The 17,974-nt window shown below is 38.0% G+C and carries 16 protein-coding genes; 8 read left to right on the top strand and 8 right to left on the bottom strand.

The genetic code is table 11. From position 1 onward, the window contains the following. Window positions 1-41: 41 nt before the first annotated feature. The 5 genes from SOM16_RS05470 (at window position 42) to SOM16_RS05450 (ending at window position 4,859) form a co-directional block, all read left to right on the top strand. Window positions 42-1,208 carry a GlmU family protein gene (locus SOM16_RS05470; RefSeq protein WP_320462982.1) on the top strand — a complete coding sequence of 389 codons (1,167 nt, stop codon included), beginning with the start codon at window positions 42-44 and terminating at the stop codon, window positions 1,206-1,208. 50 nt (window positions 1,209-1,258) lie between these two features. After that, window positions 1,259-2,020 carry a triose-phosphate isomerase gene (gene tpiA / locus SOM16_RS05465; protein ID WP_320462981.1) on the top strand — a complete coding sequence of 254 codons (762 nt, stop codon included), beginning with the start codon at window positions 1,259-1,261 and terminating at the stop codon, window positions 2,018-2,020. After that, complete coding sequence (gene prmA / locus SOM16_RS05460; protein WP_320462980.1) at window positions 2,021-2,860, top strand: 50S ribosomal protein L11 methyltransferase; 840 nt, start codon at window positions 2,021-2,023, stop codon at window positions 2,858-2,860. It abuts the gene before it with no gap. A gap of 257 nt (window positions 2,861-3,117) precedes the next feature. Next, on the top strand, window positions 3,118-4,470 hold the full coding sequence (locus SOM16_RS05455) for a UDP-N-acetylmuramate--L-alanine ligase (RefSeq protein ID WP_320462979.1): 1,353 nt from the start codon (window positions 3,118-3,120) through the stop codon (window positions 4,468-4,470). Window positions 4,471-4,538: 68 nt separating this feature from the next. After that, window positions 4,539-4,859 carry a helix-turn-helix transcriptional regulator gene (locus SOM16_RS05450; RefSeq protein WP_320462978.1) on the top strand — a complete coding sequence of 107 codons (321 nt, stop codon included), beginning with the start codon at window positions 4,539-4,541 and terminating at the stop codon, window positions 4,857-4,859. A gap of 406 nt (window positions 4,860-5,265) precedes the next feature. Here the strand turns inward: SOM16_RS05450 and SOM16_RS05445 are convergent, their stop codons facing one another. From SOM16_RS05445 to SOM16_RS05425, 5 genes are all read right to left on the bottom strand, one after another. Beyond that, window positions 5,266-6,384: a GNAT family N-acetyltransferase gene (locus SOM16_RS05445; protein WP_320462977.1), complete on the bottom strand. Its 1,119-nt coding sequence runs from the start codon at window positions 6,382-6,384 to the stop codon at window positions 5,266-5,268. A gap of 72 nt (window positions 6,385-6,456) precedes the next feature. Continuing rightward, window positions 6,457-6,645: a hypothetical protein gene (locus SOM16_RS05440; protein ID WP_320462976.1), complete on the bottom strand. Its 189-nt coding sequence runs from the start codon at window positions 6,643-6,645 to the stop codon at window positions 6,457-6,459. Window positions 6,646-6,733: 88 nt separating this feature from the next. Then, a complete protein-coding gene (scpB, locus tag SOM16_RS05435; protein ID WP_320462975.1) occupies window positions 6,734-7,300 on the bottom strand; it encodes an SMC-Scp complex subunit ScpB in 567 nt (188 codons plus the stop codon). A gap of 252 nt (window positions 7,301-7,552) precedes the next feature. Further along, entirely contained in the window at window positions 7,553-10,636 is a 3,084-nt protein-coding gene (locus SOM16_RS05430) for a ligand-binding sensor domain-containing protein (protein WP_320462974.1), read from the bottom strand. Further along, complete coding sequence (locus SOM16_RS05425; protein ID WP_320462973.1) at window positions 10,548-11,333, bottom strand: LytTR family DNA-binding domain-containing protein; 786 nt, start codon at window positions 11,331-11,333, stop codon at window positions 10,548-10,550. The genes SOM16_RS05430 and SOM16_RS05425 overlap by 89 nt, the downstream gene beginning before the upstream one ends. Window positions 11,334-11,457: 124 nt before the next feature. Here SOM16_RS05425 and SOM16_RS05420 point away from each other — a divergent pair, with 124 nt between their 5' ends. Further along, window positions 11,458-12,186: a ferritin-like domain-containing protein gene (locus SOM16_RS05420; protein WP_320462972.1), complete on the top strand. Its 729-nt coding sequence runs from the start codon at window positions 11,458-11,460 to the stop codon at window positions 12,184-12,186. Window positions 12,187-12,205: 19 nt separating this feature from the next. Further along, the gene (locus tag SOM16_RS05415; protein WP_320462971.1) at window positions 12,206-13,066 is read left to right on the top strand and encodes a ferritin-like domain-containing protein; all 861 of its coding nucleotides are present in this window, start codon (window positions 12,206-12,208) and stop codon (window positions 13,064-13,066) included. A 493-nt stretch (window positions 13,067-13,559) separates the two neighbouring features. Here the strand turns inward: SOM16_RS05415 and SOM16_RS05410 are convergent, their stop codons facing one another. Next, on the bottom strand, window positions 13,560-13,811 hold the full coding sequence (locus SOM16_RS05410; RefSeq protein WP_320462970.1) for a helix-turn-helix transcriptional regulator: 252 nt from the start codon (window positions 13,809-13,811) through the stop codon (window positions 13,560-13,562). 320 nt (window positions 13,812-14,131) lie between these two features. On the opposite strand from SOM16_RS05410, the gene SOM16_RS05405 reads away from it, so the two are divergent. Continuing rightward, window positions 14,132-14,965: a hypothetical protein gene (locus SOM16_RS05405; RefSeq protein ID WP_320462969.1), complete on the top strand. Its 834-nt coding sequence runs from the start codon at window positions 14,132-14,134 to the stop codon at window positions 14,963-14,965. Window positions 14,966-15,545: 580 nt separating this feature from the next. Here the strand turns inward: SOM16_RS05405 and SOM16_RS05400 are convergent. Both SOM16_RS05400 and SOM16_RS05395 read right to left on the bottom strand, forming a co-directional pair. Continuing rightward, window positions 15,546-15,812, bottom strand: coding sequence for a hypothetical protein (locus SOM16_RS05400; protein ID WP_320462968.1), 267 nt, complete (start codon window positions 15,810-15,812; stop codon window positions 15,546-15,548). Window positions 15,813-16,821: 1,009 nt separating this feature from the next. Continuing rightward, window positions 16,822-17,946 carry a CofH family radical SAM protein gene (locus SOM16_RS05395; protein ID WP_320462967.1) on the bottom strand — a complete coding sequence of 375 codons (1,125 nt, stop codon included), beginning with the start codon at window positions 17,944-17,946 and terminating at the stop codon, window positions 16,822-16,824. Window positions 17,947-17,974 lie beyond the last annotated feature (28 nt).

The raw sequence follows: 17,974 nt of genomic DNA, 5'->3' as shown, positions 1-17,974 counted from the left end.
CTTTGCCAAAAGCATCGGGACTTTTTTTATTTTTGCTGCTTATGACAATCAATTTATTTGATGATGCCAGCTGGATGTCTTTACGTCCGCTTACCTTTACCCGGCCAGTGGCCGATTTGCGAATTGGTATTTTAACCATTGCCGAAAAATGGGCGAAATACTTAAATGCCGACTTCGGTTTCCAAACTCAAGAATATCTTTCTATAAAATATTCCAAAAAAGTTAATGCAAATCTTTCCATCAATGGTTCTATTTGTCCTGATGAGGCTTTAGTTGATGCGATAAGCCAATTGAAAAATGGTGAAGTGTTGGTTAAAGGCGATATTCTTATTGCACATCACAATGATCCTGCTCAGTTAGATGCGGTAACATTTAATAACGAGATACAGTACAAAAGGGATTTGGTCAGGATTGTTTATCCCGAAGATATTTTTGCTAATAATCCGGCTGAAATAAGAAAGGATTTTGTGCTATTAACCAAGGGACGTACTTCTGCAAAGATCAGTAGCACGAATCAATTGTTGGGCGATGATATCTTTTTTGAAGAAGGCGCAAAAGTCGAATGTAGTGTGCTGAATACCACTTACGGTCCAATTTACGTCGGTAAGAATGCTGAAATCTGGGAAGGCAGTCTTATCCGCGGGTCTTTTGCACTTTGTGAAAATTCATCTATCAAAATGGGTGCTAAAATCTACTCTGGTACAACAATCGGCCCCAATAGTCGTGCAGGCGGCGAAATTAATAATTCCGTAATCTGGGGCAATTCCGCTAAAGGTCACGAAGGCTACCTGGGCAATTCCGTTTTAGGCGAATGGTGCAACATCGGTGCCGATACTAATAATTCTAATCTAAAAAATAATTATGCAGAGGTGAAGCTTTACGATTATGAAAGCCAGTCTATGCGGAATACACAGCTGCAATTTTGCGGCTTAATTATGGCCGATCATTCTAAAAGCGGCATTAATACCATGTTTAACACCGGAACCGTAGTTGGCGTAAGTGCCAATATTTTTGGTGCTGGCCTTCCTCCAAATCATATTTCTGATTTTAGCTGGGGTGGAGGCAGTTGCTTCGAGCCTTATAAATTAGAAAAGATGTTCGAAACGGCCGAGAAAGTATTTGCAAGAAAATCTTTGCCATTCGATCATATAGAAAAAGATATCTTAACCAAAGTTTTTGAATTAACATCCGCTCATAGAAACTATTAATATTAACATGATCTTTTTAATGGGATCTTCAAACCAATAAATTAAATACAATGAGAAAACAAATAGTAGCCGGTAACTGGAAAATGAATTTAGACTATAATGAAGGTGTTTCGTTATTTAGTGAAATTGTAAATATGGTTAAAGATGAGCGTAAAGGCGATCAAATTGCCATTATCTGTTCACCATTTATTCATTTAAACAGCCTGGCAAAATTGGGTGGGAACGATGTTAAAATTGGTGCTCAAAATATCAGCGATAAGGAAAGTGGTGCTTATACCGGCGAAACTTCAGCAAAGATGGTGAAGTCTGTTGGTGCAGAATATGTTATTTTAGGTCACTCAGAGCGTAGACAATATTTTGCTGAGAGCGATGCATTATTAGCTGAAAAAACAAAGGTTGCTTTAGCCAATGGCTTAACGCCGATTTTTTGCATTGGAGAAACTTTAGACGAACGTAACAACGGAAGTTATTATGAAGTATTAAAAAAGCAATTAACAGAAGGTATCTTTAGTTTAAGCGATACTGATTTTGCTAAAATTGTTATCGCTTATGAGCCAGTTTGGGCAATTGGAACAGGTTTAACAGCTTCTCCAGAACAAGCACAGGATATCCATGCTTTTATTCGTTCAGAAATTGAAGCCAATTATGGTTTTAATATTGCTGATGATACCACTATTCTTTATGGCGGAAGTTGCAATCCTGGTAATGCAGCAAGCTTATTTTCACAAAAGGATATTGATGGTGGTTTAATAGGTGGTGCATCCTTGAAATCACGCGATTTTACAGACATTATAAAAGCATTAAACAGCTAGATGCAATATATTAAAGCGATATTTAAATTTAATAGTATTGAAGAATTTCAGCAAGATCTCCTGATTAGTGATCTTGCTGATTTAGGTTTTGATACTTTTGAAGATAGCGAAGGTGGTTTTACAGCTTTTGTGATCAAAGAAAATTTCAACGATCAGGAATTAAAAGATTTGCTCGGCGGGTATGCCGATGATTTTACTGCTACGTACGTATTAGAAGATGTGGCAGATGAGAATTGGAATGCAGAATGGGAAAAGAACTTTAGTCCGCTAATTATAGATGATGTTTGCTACGTAAGGGCAACATTTCACGAACCTAAACCTTCGTATCCTTATGAAATAATTATTGATCCGAAAATGGCTTTCGGTACTGGTCATCATCAAACCACAACCATGATGATGCAGTATATTTTAGCTGCAGATTTGCTGGATAAAAATATTCTGGATATGGGTTGCGGGACTGGGATTTTAGCTATCCTGGCTGGTAAACTCGGTGCCAAAAGTTTAATGGCTATCGATTACGATGATATTTGCTACGAGAGCACTATCGAGAATGCTACGTTAAATAATATTATCAATCTTAAAGCGCTTTGCGGAAGTAAGGAAGTAATTCCTGATGAGCAGTATGATGTAATTTTTGCAAACATCAATAGAAACATTCTCCTGGATCAGATTCATCGCTATGCGGAAGTATTAAAACCAGAGGGGAAAATCTTTTTCAGTGGCTTTTACCTCGAACCAGATTTAAGCATGATTACCGCAGAATGTGCTCAATATGGTATTAAATATCTTGATCATAAACAAAACGGCGACTGGGTTGCGGCTCAGTTTGAGAAGAAATAGAAGGAGTAAAGAACAAGGAACAAAGAACAAGGATCAAAGAACAAGGATGAAAGAACAATGATCAAAGAATAAAGATCAGAAGCAGAAAATTGATTTCCAGGTCATGAGCATTTGGCTTTGTTGTCGCCTGGTCTTTTATCCTTGCTCCTTATTCCTTGCTCATTTGTCCTTATTGTCGCCTGGTCTTTTATCCTTGCTCCTTGTTCCTTGCTCTTTTATCCTTGCTCATTTGTCCTTCGTCCTAATAACAAATAAATATGCGTATACATTTTATAGCAATCGGTGGTAGCGCCATGCACAACCTGGCTATTGCTTTACATAAAAAAGGTTATCAGATATCAGGTTCTGATGATGTGATTTTTGAGCCTGCTCAATCACGTCTGGATAAATATGGTTTATTGCCAGTTGAAATGGGATGGGAGGAAAGCCGGATTTCTACAGATTTAGATGCTGTTATTTTGGGGATGCATGCCAGAATTGATAATCCCGAATTGTTAAAGGCACAGAAACTTGGCGTAAAAATTTATTCCTACCCGGAATATATTTATGAGCAAAGCAAAGATAAGTTGCGTGTGGTTATTGGCGGTAGTCATGGTAAAACCACCATCACCAGCATGATTTTGCATGTGCTGAATTATTACAATCGTGATTTCGATTACCTGGTTGGTGCGCAGCTTGCCGGTTTCGAAACGATGGTTAAGGTTACCGAAGAGGCACCAGTGATGATAATTGAAGGCGACGAATATCTTTCTTCGCCGATAGACAGGCGTCCGAAATTCCACCTTTACAAAGCCAATGTGGCCGTAATTAGTGGCATTGCCTGGGATCATATTAATGTATTCCCAACCTATGCAGATTATACCTTGCAGTTTGAAAAGTTTATTGATACCATCGAAGAAAATGGTACACTAATTTATTGCGAAGTTGATGCTGATCTCAATGAAATGGTATCCAAATCTCAAGCAAAAGTTAACAAGATTGGATATGCTATTCCTGCGCATGAGATCAAAAACGGCATCACCTATCTTTTGCCAGAAAGAACTGCTTTAAAAGTCTTCGGAGATCATAACTTAATGAACCTCAACGCAGCCAAAGAGGTTTGTAAAACCTTAAATATTAGTGCAGTAGAATTTGATGCTGCAATTTCATCTTTTAGTGGCGCAGCCAAGCGGTTAGAAGTGATTTCTGCTGATGAATCCACTAATGTTTACAAAGATTTTGCACATTCGCCATCAAAACTGAAAGCCACTATCGATGCTGTTAAGGCACAGTTTACTAATCGTAAGTTAGTTGCCTGTATCGAATTACATACTTTTAGCAGTTTGAATAAAGATTTTCTTAAAGAATATGCGGGCGCAATGAACCAGGCTGATGAAGCAATTGTATTTATTGATTTGAAGAGCTTTGAACAGAAAAGAATGGAACCTTTTTCTGAAGAAGATGTACAACAAGCTTTTGATAATCCGAAATTAAAATTCTTTAATGATGCTGTAAAGCTCAAAGCCTATTTATTAAGTCTGAATTATAGAGATGCTAATCTTTTAATGATGAGTTCTGGTAATTATGCAGGTTTCGATTTGTATGAATTGTCTGCAGCATTAACAAAGTAAATGTAACACATCAGATTTGATGGTGATTTTATCTCAAATCTGATGTTTCACATCTCATATCTATAAAAATGAAAAGCATTGGAAATCGAATTAAGCAGAGTAGGGTGGCGCTTGGTTTAAGCCAGGCAGAGGCTGCGAAACAGCTAAACATTTCAACTCCGGCTTTTTGTAAAATCGAAACCGGCCAGACTGATCTCAATATTTCCAGATTGCTGCAAATCGCCAAAACGTTTAAAGTCCCTGTAATAACCTTAGTAACTGGAGAAGAAGCAGATCAGGTTTCATCAGTAGATTCGGATGAATTGCGCCAACAGCTGGCAGAAAAAGAAGAAGAGATCAATAAACTTCGCAAGAAGGTGATTGATCTTTATGATAAATTGGGAATCTAATGGACATGATCGTTCTGCCTTCGGATTGATTACACGGATCGATTGATTACACAGATTTTATATTCTTTAGTGGATCTTCGTTAATTGTTTGCCTTCGGGTTGATTACACGGATTGATTGATTACACAGATTTTATTTTCTTTGGTGGATCTTCGTTAATTGTTTGCCTTCGGGTTGATTACACGGATCGATTGATTACATAGATTTTGATTTTTTGATGATCTTCGTTATTCGTCAATTGTTTGCCTTCGGGTTGATTACACAGATCGATTGATTCCACAGATTATAATTTCTTTGATAACTTTTGCTTAGTCTTTCCGCTTTAGTCTTTTACCTTTAGTCTTTCCGCTTTAGTCTTTATTCCTTGCTCCTTGCTCTTTTCTCCTCAATCCTCACTCTTCGTTTTCCTAAAAAACTTTTCTCATGGTTAAGTGCTTTTTACCAAAAGTAGCGCCAGTGGCTTTATGGATAGCAATCATTTGTTCGTTAAAATCACCAACCCAACTTAGCTCGAGTTCCTTGTATTGGTTTTTAGGAAGTACATATTCACCTAAACGGATAAAAAGAACTGATTCCAAACCATGTTTTTGAAATTTAGGTTTAGTACCCATAACGATAGCCCGCATTCTGGTTACGCCAACCCATCTGCGGTAAGCAAATTTTAATTTTTCAATAAGGCCGAGCTTACCATTAAAGCCCTTAATCATTTGGTTCGCATCAGGAATAAGCACTACGAAAGAAGCGGGTTCGCCATTAAAGTAAGCAAATTGAATTAAATGCTCATCCATAATGGGTTCCATACTTTTGAAACTCTCCTGAAGGGTTTCCTTTTTAATAGGCACGAAGTTTTCGAAGTCTTGCCAGCCATCGTTGTAGATTTCCATTAAATCATTAATGTACTTCTCTGCATTGGCCTTGCTAAAATATTCGAAAGTATAGCCAGGCTTATTCCTCACCCAGTTGGCGATTTTGGTGAACCGTTCTGGAAAGGGAATGGTTAAATTGATATGATTGGTTAATTGTTCATATTCGGTAACAAAGCCATAAGCATCAAAAAACTTTTGATAATAAGGGAAATTATAGTTCATGCCGAAAGATGGTGGGGTAAAGCCTTCAACCAATAAGCCCCAAAAGGAATCATTTTCTCCGAAATTAATTGGCCCATCCATGGCTTTCATACCATTTTCAATTAACCATGCTTTTGCCGTATCCAATAAAAGGAAAGCTGCTTTTTCATCGTCAATCGATTCAAAGAAGCCCATACCGCCGGTAGGCTGTTCATATTGAAAGGCTTTTTTTTCGTTAATAAATGCGGCAACTCTACCTATTATTTTACCGGATTCATCTTTTAAAACCCATCTGGTACATTTTCCATGGTTAAAGAAATTATTCTTTTTCGGATCAAAAACATTCTCCACCTCAGTATCTAGCGGACAAATAAAATTCCGATCATTCTGATATAGAATCTTCGGGACGTTTAAGAAATCTTTTTTGAGCGATGAATTGTTTACTGCTATAACTTGCATGAAAAGGTTTTAAAATTAAAAAGCATCCAACCAATCGGTAGGATGCTTCTTCAAATATATAATTTTTAAATATTAATAATCGTCGTCATCGTCATCAAAGTTGTCAAAATTATCCAGGTCATCTAATGGAACATCAAAATCATCTTCATCATCGTCTTTGGATTTTGCTTTAAGCTGAATATCATCATCTTCAAGATCATCATCTTCGTCTAACTGTTTCTTGGTAGTTGGCTTGGTTGGGAGTTTCTTTGGCGCTTTCATATCACAAAAATAAAAATTGCTTTTATAGTTTAAAAATACAAAAAAAACTTTTCTAATAACAATCTGTAAGCAAAGAAATTAATTTATTTTACTCTGTATTTTCACCTACAGAATTTTCCTCTCTGGCAATATCTTTTAGCTGAGGAAGTTGGTTTAAATGGTTTAAACCAAAATAATCCATAAACAATGGACTAGTGCGATACAGGATCGGCCTACCTGGGGTTTCGGCTTTACCATCAATACTAATCAGTTCTTTTTCTAATAATCGCTGTACAGAATAATCGGAGTTTACCCCTCTTATTTGCTCTATCTCTAACTTGGTAATGGGTTGACTATAGGCAATGATGGCAAGGGTTTCCATAGCGGCCTGACTTAGCTTTTTCTTTGAACGATGCAACTGAAGTTGGTTCACGGTTTCATGGAAATCTCTCTTTGTAAGAAACTGGTAACCATTATTCAGATTTACCAATTCTATGGCGAAATCATCTTTGCTAAATTTTGCTTCAATAAGTGCTAAGCTTTCAAAAATCTTACTTTCTGTTATTTCTTCTGCGGAAACAGCATTTAAGGCAAGCGAAATTTCCTGAACGCTAATACTTTGTACGGAAGAAAAAATAAGGGCTTCTATGTGCTTAGCAATATTTTGTTCAGGCATATGCAAAAATATAATTTTTGGACACAAAAAAAGCGGTCTCGCTTTTAAAAAACAAGACCGCTTTCAACACACAAATGAAACCTGAATTAAGATATAGCTTTAGGTTAGGTTATTAAATATCTATATCAATTCTATAAGAACGTCTTTGATAAACACTATCGTTTATTTCTAAGACAAGTTTAAGGCTAAAGCTTGCTCTTCTAAAGTTCTATTTAGTGAGTGGTATCAATAATTGAGTAAACGGTAAATTTGCTATTTTAATGGGATAGATATCGATACTGTTGTACCACTTTTACCATTTTGACTAACGTTTAAGTGTATAGGTTTTGCTCCAATCTGGCTTAAAAGATTTAATCTTTCTTTTGTAAGCTGCATACCTTTGCTAATATGGGTATCGCTTTTATTGTTTAATGAGTTTTCAATGCCCATGCCGTCGTCGATAATTTCAATGTTGAGGTAGGATGAGTCTAGTAATTTAATATTGATCTGAATTTGACCATCGGTTTCTTTCGGCATAATTCCATGCCAGATAGCATTCTCTACATAAGGCTGCAATAGCATGGAAGGGATAAAGGTGTCTTCCTCATCTATTTCCGCATCAATAGAAAAAGTATATTGTAGTTTATCACCAAAACGATTTTTTTCCAGTTTCAGGTAAAGATTTAGATATTCTAACTCTTCTTCCAGTGAGATATAGCTTTTAGTACAGATTTCCAGATTTTTCCTAATCAGGCGGGCGAAACCGGTGAGCACTTTATTGGCCGAAGCAGTGTTTTGCGTATTGATGTAATGTTGAATGGAATTCATCACATTAAATACAAAATGCGGATTCATCATTGCTTGTAGCGCTTGTTGCTCCAACATCAGCACTTTATTTTTAAGTAGTAATTGAGCTTGTTCTTTGTCTTTCTGCTTGCGGGTAATGTAAACAGCAACCTTATAAAAAATGTATGCAACAAACAATATCAGAATAGAGAGAAACCAGAGGCTCTGCCAGAATTGCTTCTCAATGGTGAAAGCTATCTTGGCCGATGGTCCCCAATTTCCATTCTGGGCTTTTGCACAAACTTCAAAAACATAATCGCCTGGTTGGAGTGATGAGAAATCCAACCTCCTGGTCCGGGTTTCCAGCCAGGCAGAATTTTCACTTAGGCGATAACGATAGGTAATATCGCTGGTGGTAAAATCTACAGCGCTAAAGGTAAATAAGATGGTACTGTTCCCGGTTTCGAAGGTGAAGTTTTCTTTATCAATAGGCAAGCGTTCGTTATCTTTTACAATGGAGGTAACATAAACTTTAGGCAAATTCCTGCTGATGTTTTTATTATTGTATTTAAATAGTATTAAGCCTTTGTTTGTGGCAAAATAAGCTGTACTATCATCAATAAATAAGCTGTTAATATCATCACTCAATAAATCTTTTCCATAATCGAAATTGGCTACAGCTGGCGCTTTTGGGTAGTTGGTAATCTTATTTACGCCTTTATTGGTTAATACCCAGATTTCATTGTTCTTGATAAACAGTTTCGTGCAAATGTTATTCGTTAAGCCATCTTCTTGTGTAATTTGCCTCGTAATTTTTCCTTCTCGATAAAAAATTAAACCATAACCATCTGTTGCCAGAATAAGCGTACCATCTGCAAGTTGCTGGATATCGTTGATGCGTTTGGTGAGTAACGGCTGGTTTTCGAAGTGTTTGATCAACTTTCCGTTCGAAAACTCGGATAAACCATTAATGTTCGAAAACCAAAGATTTCCTGCTTTATCGTAGAAAACATGATAAGACCTGTCTTTAAAAAAGTCTTCTTTTTCTCTGTATTTTAGTGAGTTAAATTCAAATTTATTTAATTTATCTGAAAGAAAAACAACCCCAGATGATAGAGACAACGCCAGGTGATTGTTATTTCCGCTTAGACTAAAATGTTTGATTACAAACATAGAATTGTTTGCCTCTTTGAGGTAACTTACATTGTCGGTGTTTTTATAGATATTTTTAAAAACCCCCATTCCATAGTCAGAAGCGAAATAGATGGATTCATTTTTTGCATCAAAAGCAAGTTGTTTAACTGTTTTGTATTTCTTAAAATCATCTAAGCCAACTTCCTGAATCTGAAAATTATTGATGTCTAAAATGTCAATCACCGCATCATCAGTACCCAGCCATAAGCGGTTTTTACTATCTTTTGTAATGCTCTTGATTACATTACTGCTCAAGCCAGATTCAGCATCAATGATAGAAAGGCGATTATTAATGTTTGGTAACATATAAATTCCGGTAGTGGTGGCAAACCACATGTTCTGGTTATTATCTTTTGTTACCTGGTTAACGGAGATATCCTGAAGGTATTGGACGGTTTTTCCACTTTTATTTAGCGCAAAAGTGCCATTGGCATTAGCCAGCCAAACTTCTTTCAATGTCTGATCATAATAGAAGTAGCCAGACATGTTTTTGATCAGATTCTGTGGAATAGAAATTAAGTTATTGATTTTACCGGATTTCAATTTTTTTAAACCTTTGCCATCCAGGTAGAGCAGCGATTTATCTGGCAGATTGGTAGCCGTCATATAAGAAATTGGCCGCACCTGCGATTTAACAATTGAAAATGTTTTCCCATTAAATTGTTGAACACTTAAGTCGCTATAGGCCAGGATATTTCCCTGCTCATCTTCATGTATGAAAGCATTGATGAATTTATCATCCTGATTTGGGGAGATGTACTTTTTGATTGTTTTTCCATCCCAGCAAACAATTAAGTTAGCGTTGGTACCCAGCCAGATTCTGCCAGATTTATCAATTAAGAAGGATACAATTACTGTGTTGAAATTTAGTTTCTTAAGTAACTGATCATTATCCTTATTATAAAATTTGCCATCCTTCAGGTAACTCAGTTGGCCATTAAGTGCGAAGAACCAGAGCCGGCCACTTTTATCTTCCTTCATTTGAAGAATCTGGGTGTCTGGTAGGCCATCTTCAATAGTGAAATTCTGAAAATTTGTGCCGTCAAACCGGCTTACTCCATTATCTGTTGCAATCCAGATAAAGCCTTTTTTATCCTGTAAAATATAATAGCAATTGTTACTGGCTAGGCCGTTTTTTGAGGTGTAATGGGGGAGGTACGTAGTTTGAGAAAATGCTGTTGAGGGCAAGATAAACGAAGAAATGATCAATATAACAACCATAATAAATGGGAAGATAATCCATTTATGTTTAGCTTTTTGAAGCGCTGCTGTTATGCTTTCTTTATAATTAATGATCACTGCCTGCTTTGATAAATAGTTTAATTTTCTCAAAAAAATCGCTTGCCCGCCTTCGGGAGATGTTAATGCTTTCGCCATTCTTTAAGAACACCTGCAAGCCATTTTTGGAGTTGTATTCTTTTAAATGGTTGAGGTTGATGATGCTCGATTTATGAATGCGCACAAATTGATCGGACGGCAAAAGCTCTTCAAATTCCCTTAAAACTTTCGAAACTGTAACTTTATCCTGATTGGCGAGGTGTACCACAGAGTAATTGCTATCGGCTTCGATATAAATGATATCATCTACATCTATCATTTTAAACCCCTGGCCATAAGGGAGGGTTAATTTTTTGATTTCTGATTTGGTACTTAAACTGGAAGCTAAATTTGCAATTCTTTCATCGTTTTCATTTTGATTTTGGAAAAGCCTGATGTGTTGGGATACTTTATCTACCGCAATTTTCAATTCATCAATATCTATTGGTTTTAACAGGTAATCTAATGCATTTGCCTTGATGGCTTTAAGCGCATACTGATCGTAAGCGGTGGCAAAAATTACAGCCGCCTGGTATTTTTGTGCATCAGGTATTAATTCAAATCCATTACCTCCTGGCATAGCGATATCCAGGAAGATTAAATTGATGGTATGATGAGCTAAAATCTCCTTTGCTTCTGCTACAGATTTTGCGATACCGGTTATTTCTACCTGCGGACAATTCTGTTGCAATAAGAAAAATAATGATGATCGGGCAAACTCCTCATCATCAACAATAATGGCTTTTAGTGTAGTCATAGTTATAGGTTTGTGAATGTATTAAAATCGCTTAATAAAAAAAAGTGAAAAAGAAAAAACCAGTCGCTTAATTGTCACGTATGTATCATCAAACGAATTCAAAAAACCTAAAACTTAGATTAATATGAAAAACAATGAACTAGAAACAAAAGGTAAGCTTCAAGAAGAAAGTTTATTTAATGGAGCGCTAGGCAGAAGGTCTTTCCTTCAGTATGCTGGTGCAAGCGCTGCAGGTATTGCCTTAGTAGCCGCAGGTTGTAAAAAAGATCGTGGCGTAGAAAATGTAATGACTGGTGCAACTTTGGATTTTAAAAATGAAATTGGTGTTCTAAATTATGCTTATGCTTTAGAGCAATTAGAGGCAGCATTTTATGTTAAAGTGGCATCTGCACCACCATCATCATTCACAACTGCACAGAAAGCTTATTTCCAGGATATTCAATTCCACGAAATTGCACACAGAGAGTTTTTTAAAAATGTATTGAGCACAGCAGCAATTGGAAGTTTAGAAGTAGATTTCTCTTCTATTGATTTTACTAATGCAACTAGCGTTTTGGGCGCAGCACAAGCATTTGAAGATTTAGGTGTTGCTGCATATAATGGTGCAGGTGTACGTATTACGACAGATGCCTATTTGGTAGCGGCGGGTAAAATTGTTTCAGTAGAGGCACGTCATGCTGCTTACATCAGAGATCTTGTTAGTAACGGAAATTTCGCAAACTTAACTGAATTAACTGCATTAGGTGCTAATGTTGCCGGTGGTTTAGATGCTGCTTTAACACCAGATAAAGTGTTGGCTGCAAACGCTGCAGGTAAATATATCAAAACCAAAATTAACGTAATTAACCTTTAATCTTTAAAACTCAGCAATCATGAATATCTTAAATATATTAGACCAAATAGAAAAAGTTGATGGAGAGATCTATGAAAGATTAAGTCCGCGACGCAGTGCAATGAAAGATTTTTTCAATGTTGGAAAGAAAATTTCTATGGCTGCATTACCATTAGCAATGGGTTCATTGTTTCAAAAAGCATACGGTCAAACCAACCCTGCATCAGTTAATGATGTTTTAGGTTTCGCTTTAGCATTAGAATATTTAGAATATAACTATTATAACAATGCTTTAACGCTTGCCAATTCTACTTATATCCCTGATGGACCAGCAAGACAAGCAATTACCACTATTCGTAACCACGAACGTGCACACGTTGATTTGTTAAAAGGTGCTTTAGGGATTACGGGTGCAGATCAATACGTTTTTGCTGATTTTGATTTTACAGCAGGTGGTGGATTTGCTGATGTGAATACTAACTATCAAACATTTTTAAAAGTAGCGTTAGCATTTGAAGATACAGGCGTTAGGGCTTACAAAGGCCAGGCACCAATTTTAAAGGGTATGCCAGTATTAACAACTGCTCTACAAATTCACTCTGTAGAAGCGCGTCACGCATCACATATTCGCCAAATGGTTGCTGCAAATGTAACGGGCGCATCTGGCTTAAAACCTTGGATTGCTTATACCGCGAACGGTAATGATACCGGTGTTTCTGCTGTAGATGCAGTTTATGCAGGTGAACAAACAACCACTCAGGCTGGTGTTCAAATTACAGGTATTAATGGTACTGCGGTTACGCAGTCTCATGCAGCAGAATGTTTTGATGAATTCTTAACAGGTTCTGATGTGAAGAAAATAGCAAACTTATTTATCAGAACTGGTAAAAAATTAGCATAAAAACGAAATTTACATTATTGATTAGGTAATGTTTAGTTTAAGGTAGGGAGGCAGAACTTGGTTCTGTTTCCCTTTTTTTGTGTCAAGGATTTTTTGACAGGATTTGCAGGATTAGCAAGATCAGTTGTTTTAGCTTGCAGTAGGCAATATAACGTTTGCAGTAAGCAACATAAGGTTTACAGTAGGCAACATAAGGTTTACAGTAGGCAACATAAGGTTTGCAGTAGGCAACATAAGGTTTGCAGTAGGCAACATAAGGTTTGCAGTAAGCAACATAAGGTTTGCAGTAAGCAACATAAGGTTTGCAGTAAGCAACACAAGGTTTGCAGTAGGCAACATAAGGTTAGCAGTAGGCAACATAAGGTTTGCAGTAGGCAATAATTCCTGAATGGGCCTTTTACTTTATAAGTTGATTTTATTTATTCTTCAATATCTCTTGCTCTTTTTCTCCTGCCGATTCATTTTTATACCTAAACCTCAAATGAATAGCGCGTTAAAGATTTTCAAATTCCGCATTGAAAAATGTTGGGAGATCCATATTTAATTTCTCCAAAATCTTAAGTAATGAGCTAATTCTTAAATCTTCTGAACCTGTTTCATATTTGCCATATTGAGATCTATTTAAACCATAGTGATTAGCAAAATCATCAGAATTTCCATATCCTAAACTTTTACGAATTCCTTTTAAACGCAGTCCAATTTTCTTTATTTCTGTAGGTATAACTTTCTTGTCTTTTTTCAGCATCAATGGTGAATTTGTATCTGAAATAAAACTGTAGAAAAAGATAAGTTAATATTACTCTTAATTAGGAGTATTTTTTATTATATTTGATTTAATTAATAAGGTATCACAAAGAGTCTCGGCTACCAAATTCTCACAATTCACAGCCAACGAGACAATAGATGAATGCCTGTAGTGATATTTTGCCTATTTTTGTTGGCACTGTAGCGCTATGGGCTCTATTGTAAACCCGTTGGCGGGGCCGTGAGAAGCCTGGTAGAATGGTAGATAGAGCCCGTTACAGTGTTCTGATTATCTCTTAGACTCGTAAATAAATACGAGTTATGAAGCAAAAAATTAAAGCCTCCGAAACAGAACAGCAACAGCCACTTAAAGCTTTAATTGCACAATTGGTGCAGGCCTATGCCCCCTTACAAATTTATCAGTTTGGTAAGTTAACGAAGAAGGAGCAAGTGAACAGTGTTTTTTGTAAGGCGAAGCGGCAAATGCAGCGTACTTACTACCTTTTAATGCTTACCGATGGCAGTGAGGCCATAGAAAGCGATGTGCAAGATTTTGCTGATCGTGCTTTTGCTGTGGCAAAGGTGATAGTACAAGTGCATGGGCAGGCCACTTTGTTGAAACACCTAAACCATCGGAATGGTTACTTTGCTAGCGTAATGAATCAGGGTAAATTGTGCTATACCGTACCTGGGGTGGCAGAGATATCGGGATTGCAGCAGCCAAATCCTAAAAGGCGATTGGGCAGGGCCATCGTGCATTGGCGCAACCGAAGCCAGATGGCAAATGGTTTTTTCGCGGCCGCAGAGCAGGCGATTACTCATGGGCATGATCATGCGGGTGTTTTTTTATTGCACCAGGCAGTGGAACAGATTTGCATGGGGCTTATTTTTGTGTTTATGGATTATCAGCCTCGCCTCCGTAACCTCGATCGCTTGCTTTATCTATGTGCTTGTTTTTCGTCTAAGCCTTTGAATCATTTTTGTTTGAATAAGGAAAATGAAATGCTATTAAAGATGATGATGGGAAGTGTTAGTCGGCAGTGTGATGAGAAGGATTTTTCTTTTGATGGGAGAATTGTTAATGTTGTGGAATTGGTTGGGGGTTTTTTGAAGTTAGGGAAGGGGTTGTGTGAGGTGTATTTTAGGGAAGGGTAATTTGTTTTTTCCGCTGCGCAGGCTTGCCTCGGCTGGCCGCCGAAGGGCTTGTTCTTTATTCTTGATAATAAAGAACCAAACAATCAAGGCTTGGATTTGATGTTGGATTAGCACGTCGAAATTTAAATGGCGGTAGCGCAAGGGCTCGATTTGTTTTTAATAAAAGATTTATCTTAGGAGCCGTTCGCGCTACCTTGGGTAGAGGTATTTGAACGGAGGTGCAAAAATTTCAACGGCTTCTCCTTCCATCATCTCCTAGGCCGGAAAGCGAGGTGCCAATAGCACGATGAGAATTAGGATGCAGACTTAGACTTATAACAAGAATGGCGATCGCTATCACTACCCCAGCAAGGCCAAACCACCGTTTCTTCGTTCTGCTCTTAGACCGGCATGGTCAATTTTTTGGGATGGCACTGACCTAGCCCAGCTACTGACTTGGATAAAAAAATTGCGAGCCGGCAGTTTTGTTTCTTTTGCTGTCAAAAGAAAAAAGGCCCGTCCGGCCAGGACAAAATAAAATCCTTTTAAACCGAAGCGTAAAAGACATTTTTTTGTAGCATTCATCTACCGGCTGGTGTCATCACCTGCCGTAAACTTTTTCCGCTGCGCTTGGCTTTCCTCGGCTGGCCGCCGAAGGGCTTTTACTTTTTTGCTTGATCAAAAAAGTAACAAAAAAATCAAGGCTTGGATCTGATGTTGGATTAGCGCGTCGAAATTTAGATCGCGGTAGCGCAAGGGCTCGATTTGCTTTGTAATAAAGATTTGTTTGAGGAGCCGTTCGCGCTACCTTGGGTAGAGGGTATTTGAACGGGAGTGCAATAATTTCAACGGCTTCTCCTTCCATCATCTCCTAGGCCGGATAGCAGTATGGCAATAGCATGTGGTCATAGCAGGGTATCAATCGCTGGAGTGTTAACCGTCCTACGGCATAATGCAAATTTGGTCCCGCAAATCTAAATGATTACCTCAGATTTTGACCATCATGATTCTGCGTAAATCTTCTTAATCTGCGGGAAAACTATTTAAGCAAGTAGGGTGGCGATAGCTGGGTGCGTTTGCAATTCCCCTCCATTGGAGTGGTGCCCGCAGGGTTGTTTTTAAACTGGCTGTTTTTTCCGCTGCGCTTGGCTTGCCTCGGCTTGCCGCCGAAGGGCTCTTACTTTTTTGCTTGATCAAAAAAGTAACAAAAAAATCAAGGCTTGGATCTGATGTTGGATTAGCACGTCAAAATTTAAATGGCGGTAGCACAAGGGCTCGATTTGTTTTTAATAAAGGATTTATCTTAGGAGCCGTTCGCGCTACCTTGGGTAGAGGGTATTTGAACCGTTAGTGCAAAAATTTCAACGGCTTCTCCTTCCATCATCTCCTAGGCCGGAGAGCATGGTGGTAATAGCATGTGGTTATAGCAGGGTGGCGGTCGCTGGAGTGTTAACCGTCCTACGGCATAATGCAAATTTGGTCCCGCAAATCTAAATGATTACCGCAGATATTTACCATCATGATTCTGCGTAAATCTTCTTAATCTGCGGGAAAACTATTTAAGCGAGCAGAATGGTGATAGCTGGTTGGGGGGTGAATCGTTAGTGCAAAAATTTCAACGGCTTCTCCTTCCATCATCTCCTATGCTAGATAGTAGGGTGGCTATAGCGATATTCATGCAGAGCGCAGTAAAGGGGCCTTGCATTTCTACCAACTAACTTTGTTCAGCACCGAAAAAATAAATCCCTAACCGCGAAGAATTCTTATTGTAAGCACTTTCTCTCTTAGTTTAAAGATCCCGATAGGCTGCCTGAGGCTATTTCTTTCAGCATTTTTGACTACCCTTTGAAATAAACTTTCACTGATTTATAAAGGTCTTAATAAGTAATTACCTGTTCTTCCAGGTGTTCTGGTAAATCGCGGTAATTGTATTTTTGTCCGCGGAGTTGTGGTTCAAAGCCTGCGGCTTTAATAGATTGCTGAATGCCATTTGCAGTGAAACGGTGTGGTGCACCTGCTGCCGAAACTACATTTTCTTCAATCATAATCGAACCAAAATCATTCGCACCAGCATGTAAGCAAAGTTGTGCCGTGGTTTTTCCAACGGTTAACCAACTGGCCTGAATGTTTTTTACATTTGGCAACATAATTCTGCTTAAAGCAATCATCCGGATGTATTCATCGGCAGTTACATTATTACTAATGCCACGCAATCTCTTTAATAATGTGCCATCATCCTGAAAAGGCCACGGAATAAAGGCTAAGAAACCATTTGCATCAGCTGGTTTTTCGCTTTGTACCTGGCGAATCCATACTAAATGTTCGAAACGTTCTTCGATGGTTTCTACGTGTCCAAACATCATGGTTGCAGAGGTAGTAATGTCTAACTGATGGCAAGCCCGCATTACATCCAGCCATTCCTGGCCACCGCACTTTCCTTTAGATATTAATCGGCGAACACGATCGTTCAGAATTTCGGCTCCTGCACCTGGCAGAGAATCCATGCCTGCCTCTTTTAAAGCGCTTAAAACTTCAGTATGGCTAATGCCTTCGAGTTTTGCTACGTGTGCAATTTCCGGCGGACCTAAAGCATGCAGTTTTAAATCAGGATATAATTCTTTGAGTTTTCTAAAAAGATCAGCATAAAAATTAAGGCCTAAATCCGGATGGTGACCACCCTGAAGTAAAAGCTGATCGCCACCTAAGCGGAAAGTCTCTTCAATTTTTACTTTATAGGTTTCAATATCAGTGATGTAACTTTCATCATGACCAGGCCTTCTAAAGAAATTACAGAATTTACAGTTGGCGATACAAACATTGGTGGTGTTTACATTTCTATCAATTTGCCAGGTTACCTTACCACTCGGAACCTGAATTTTTCTTAATTCATTGGCCACGAACATCAATGATGGTGTGTCGGCATGGTGGTACAAGTGTACACCTTCTTCTTGCGTTAGAAAATCAAAATGTAGCGCCCGTTGCAGTAAATCGGCTGTATTCATGAAACAAAAATACTCGAAATAAGTAGCA

The organism is Pedobacter sp. CFBP9032 (assembly GCF_034045265.1).
In the GTDB taxonomy this organism is placed as follows: Bacteria; Bacteroidota; Bacteroidia; order Sphingobacteriales; family Sphingobacteriaceae; genus Pedobacter.
The sequence above is the reverse complement of the archived record's forward strand: the minus strand, read 5'-3'. Positions and strand labels throughout refer to the sequence as shown.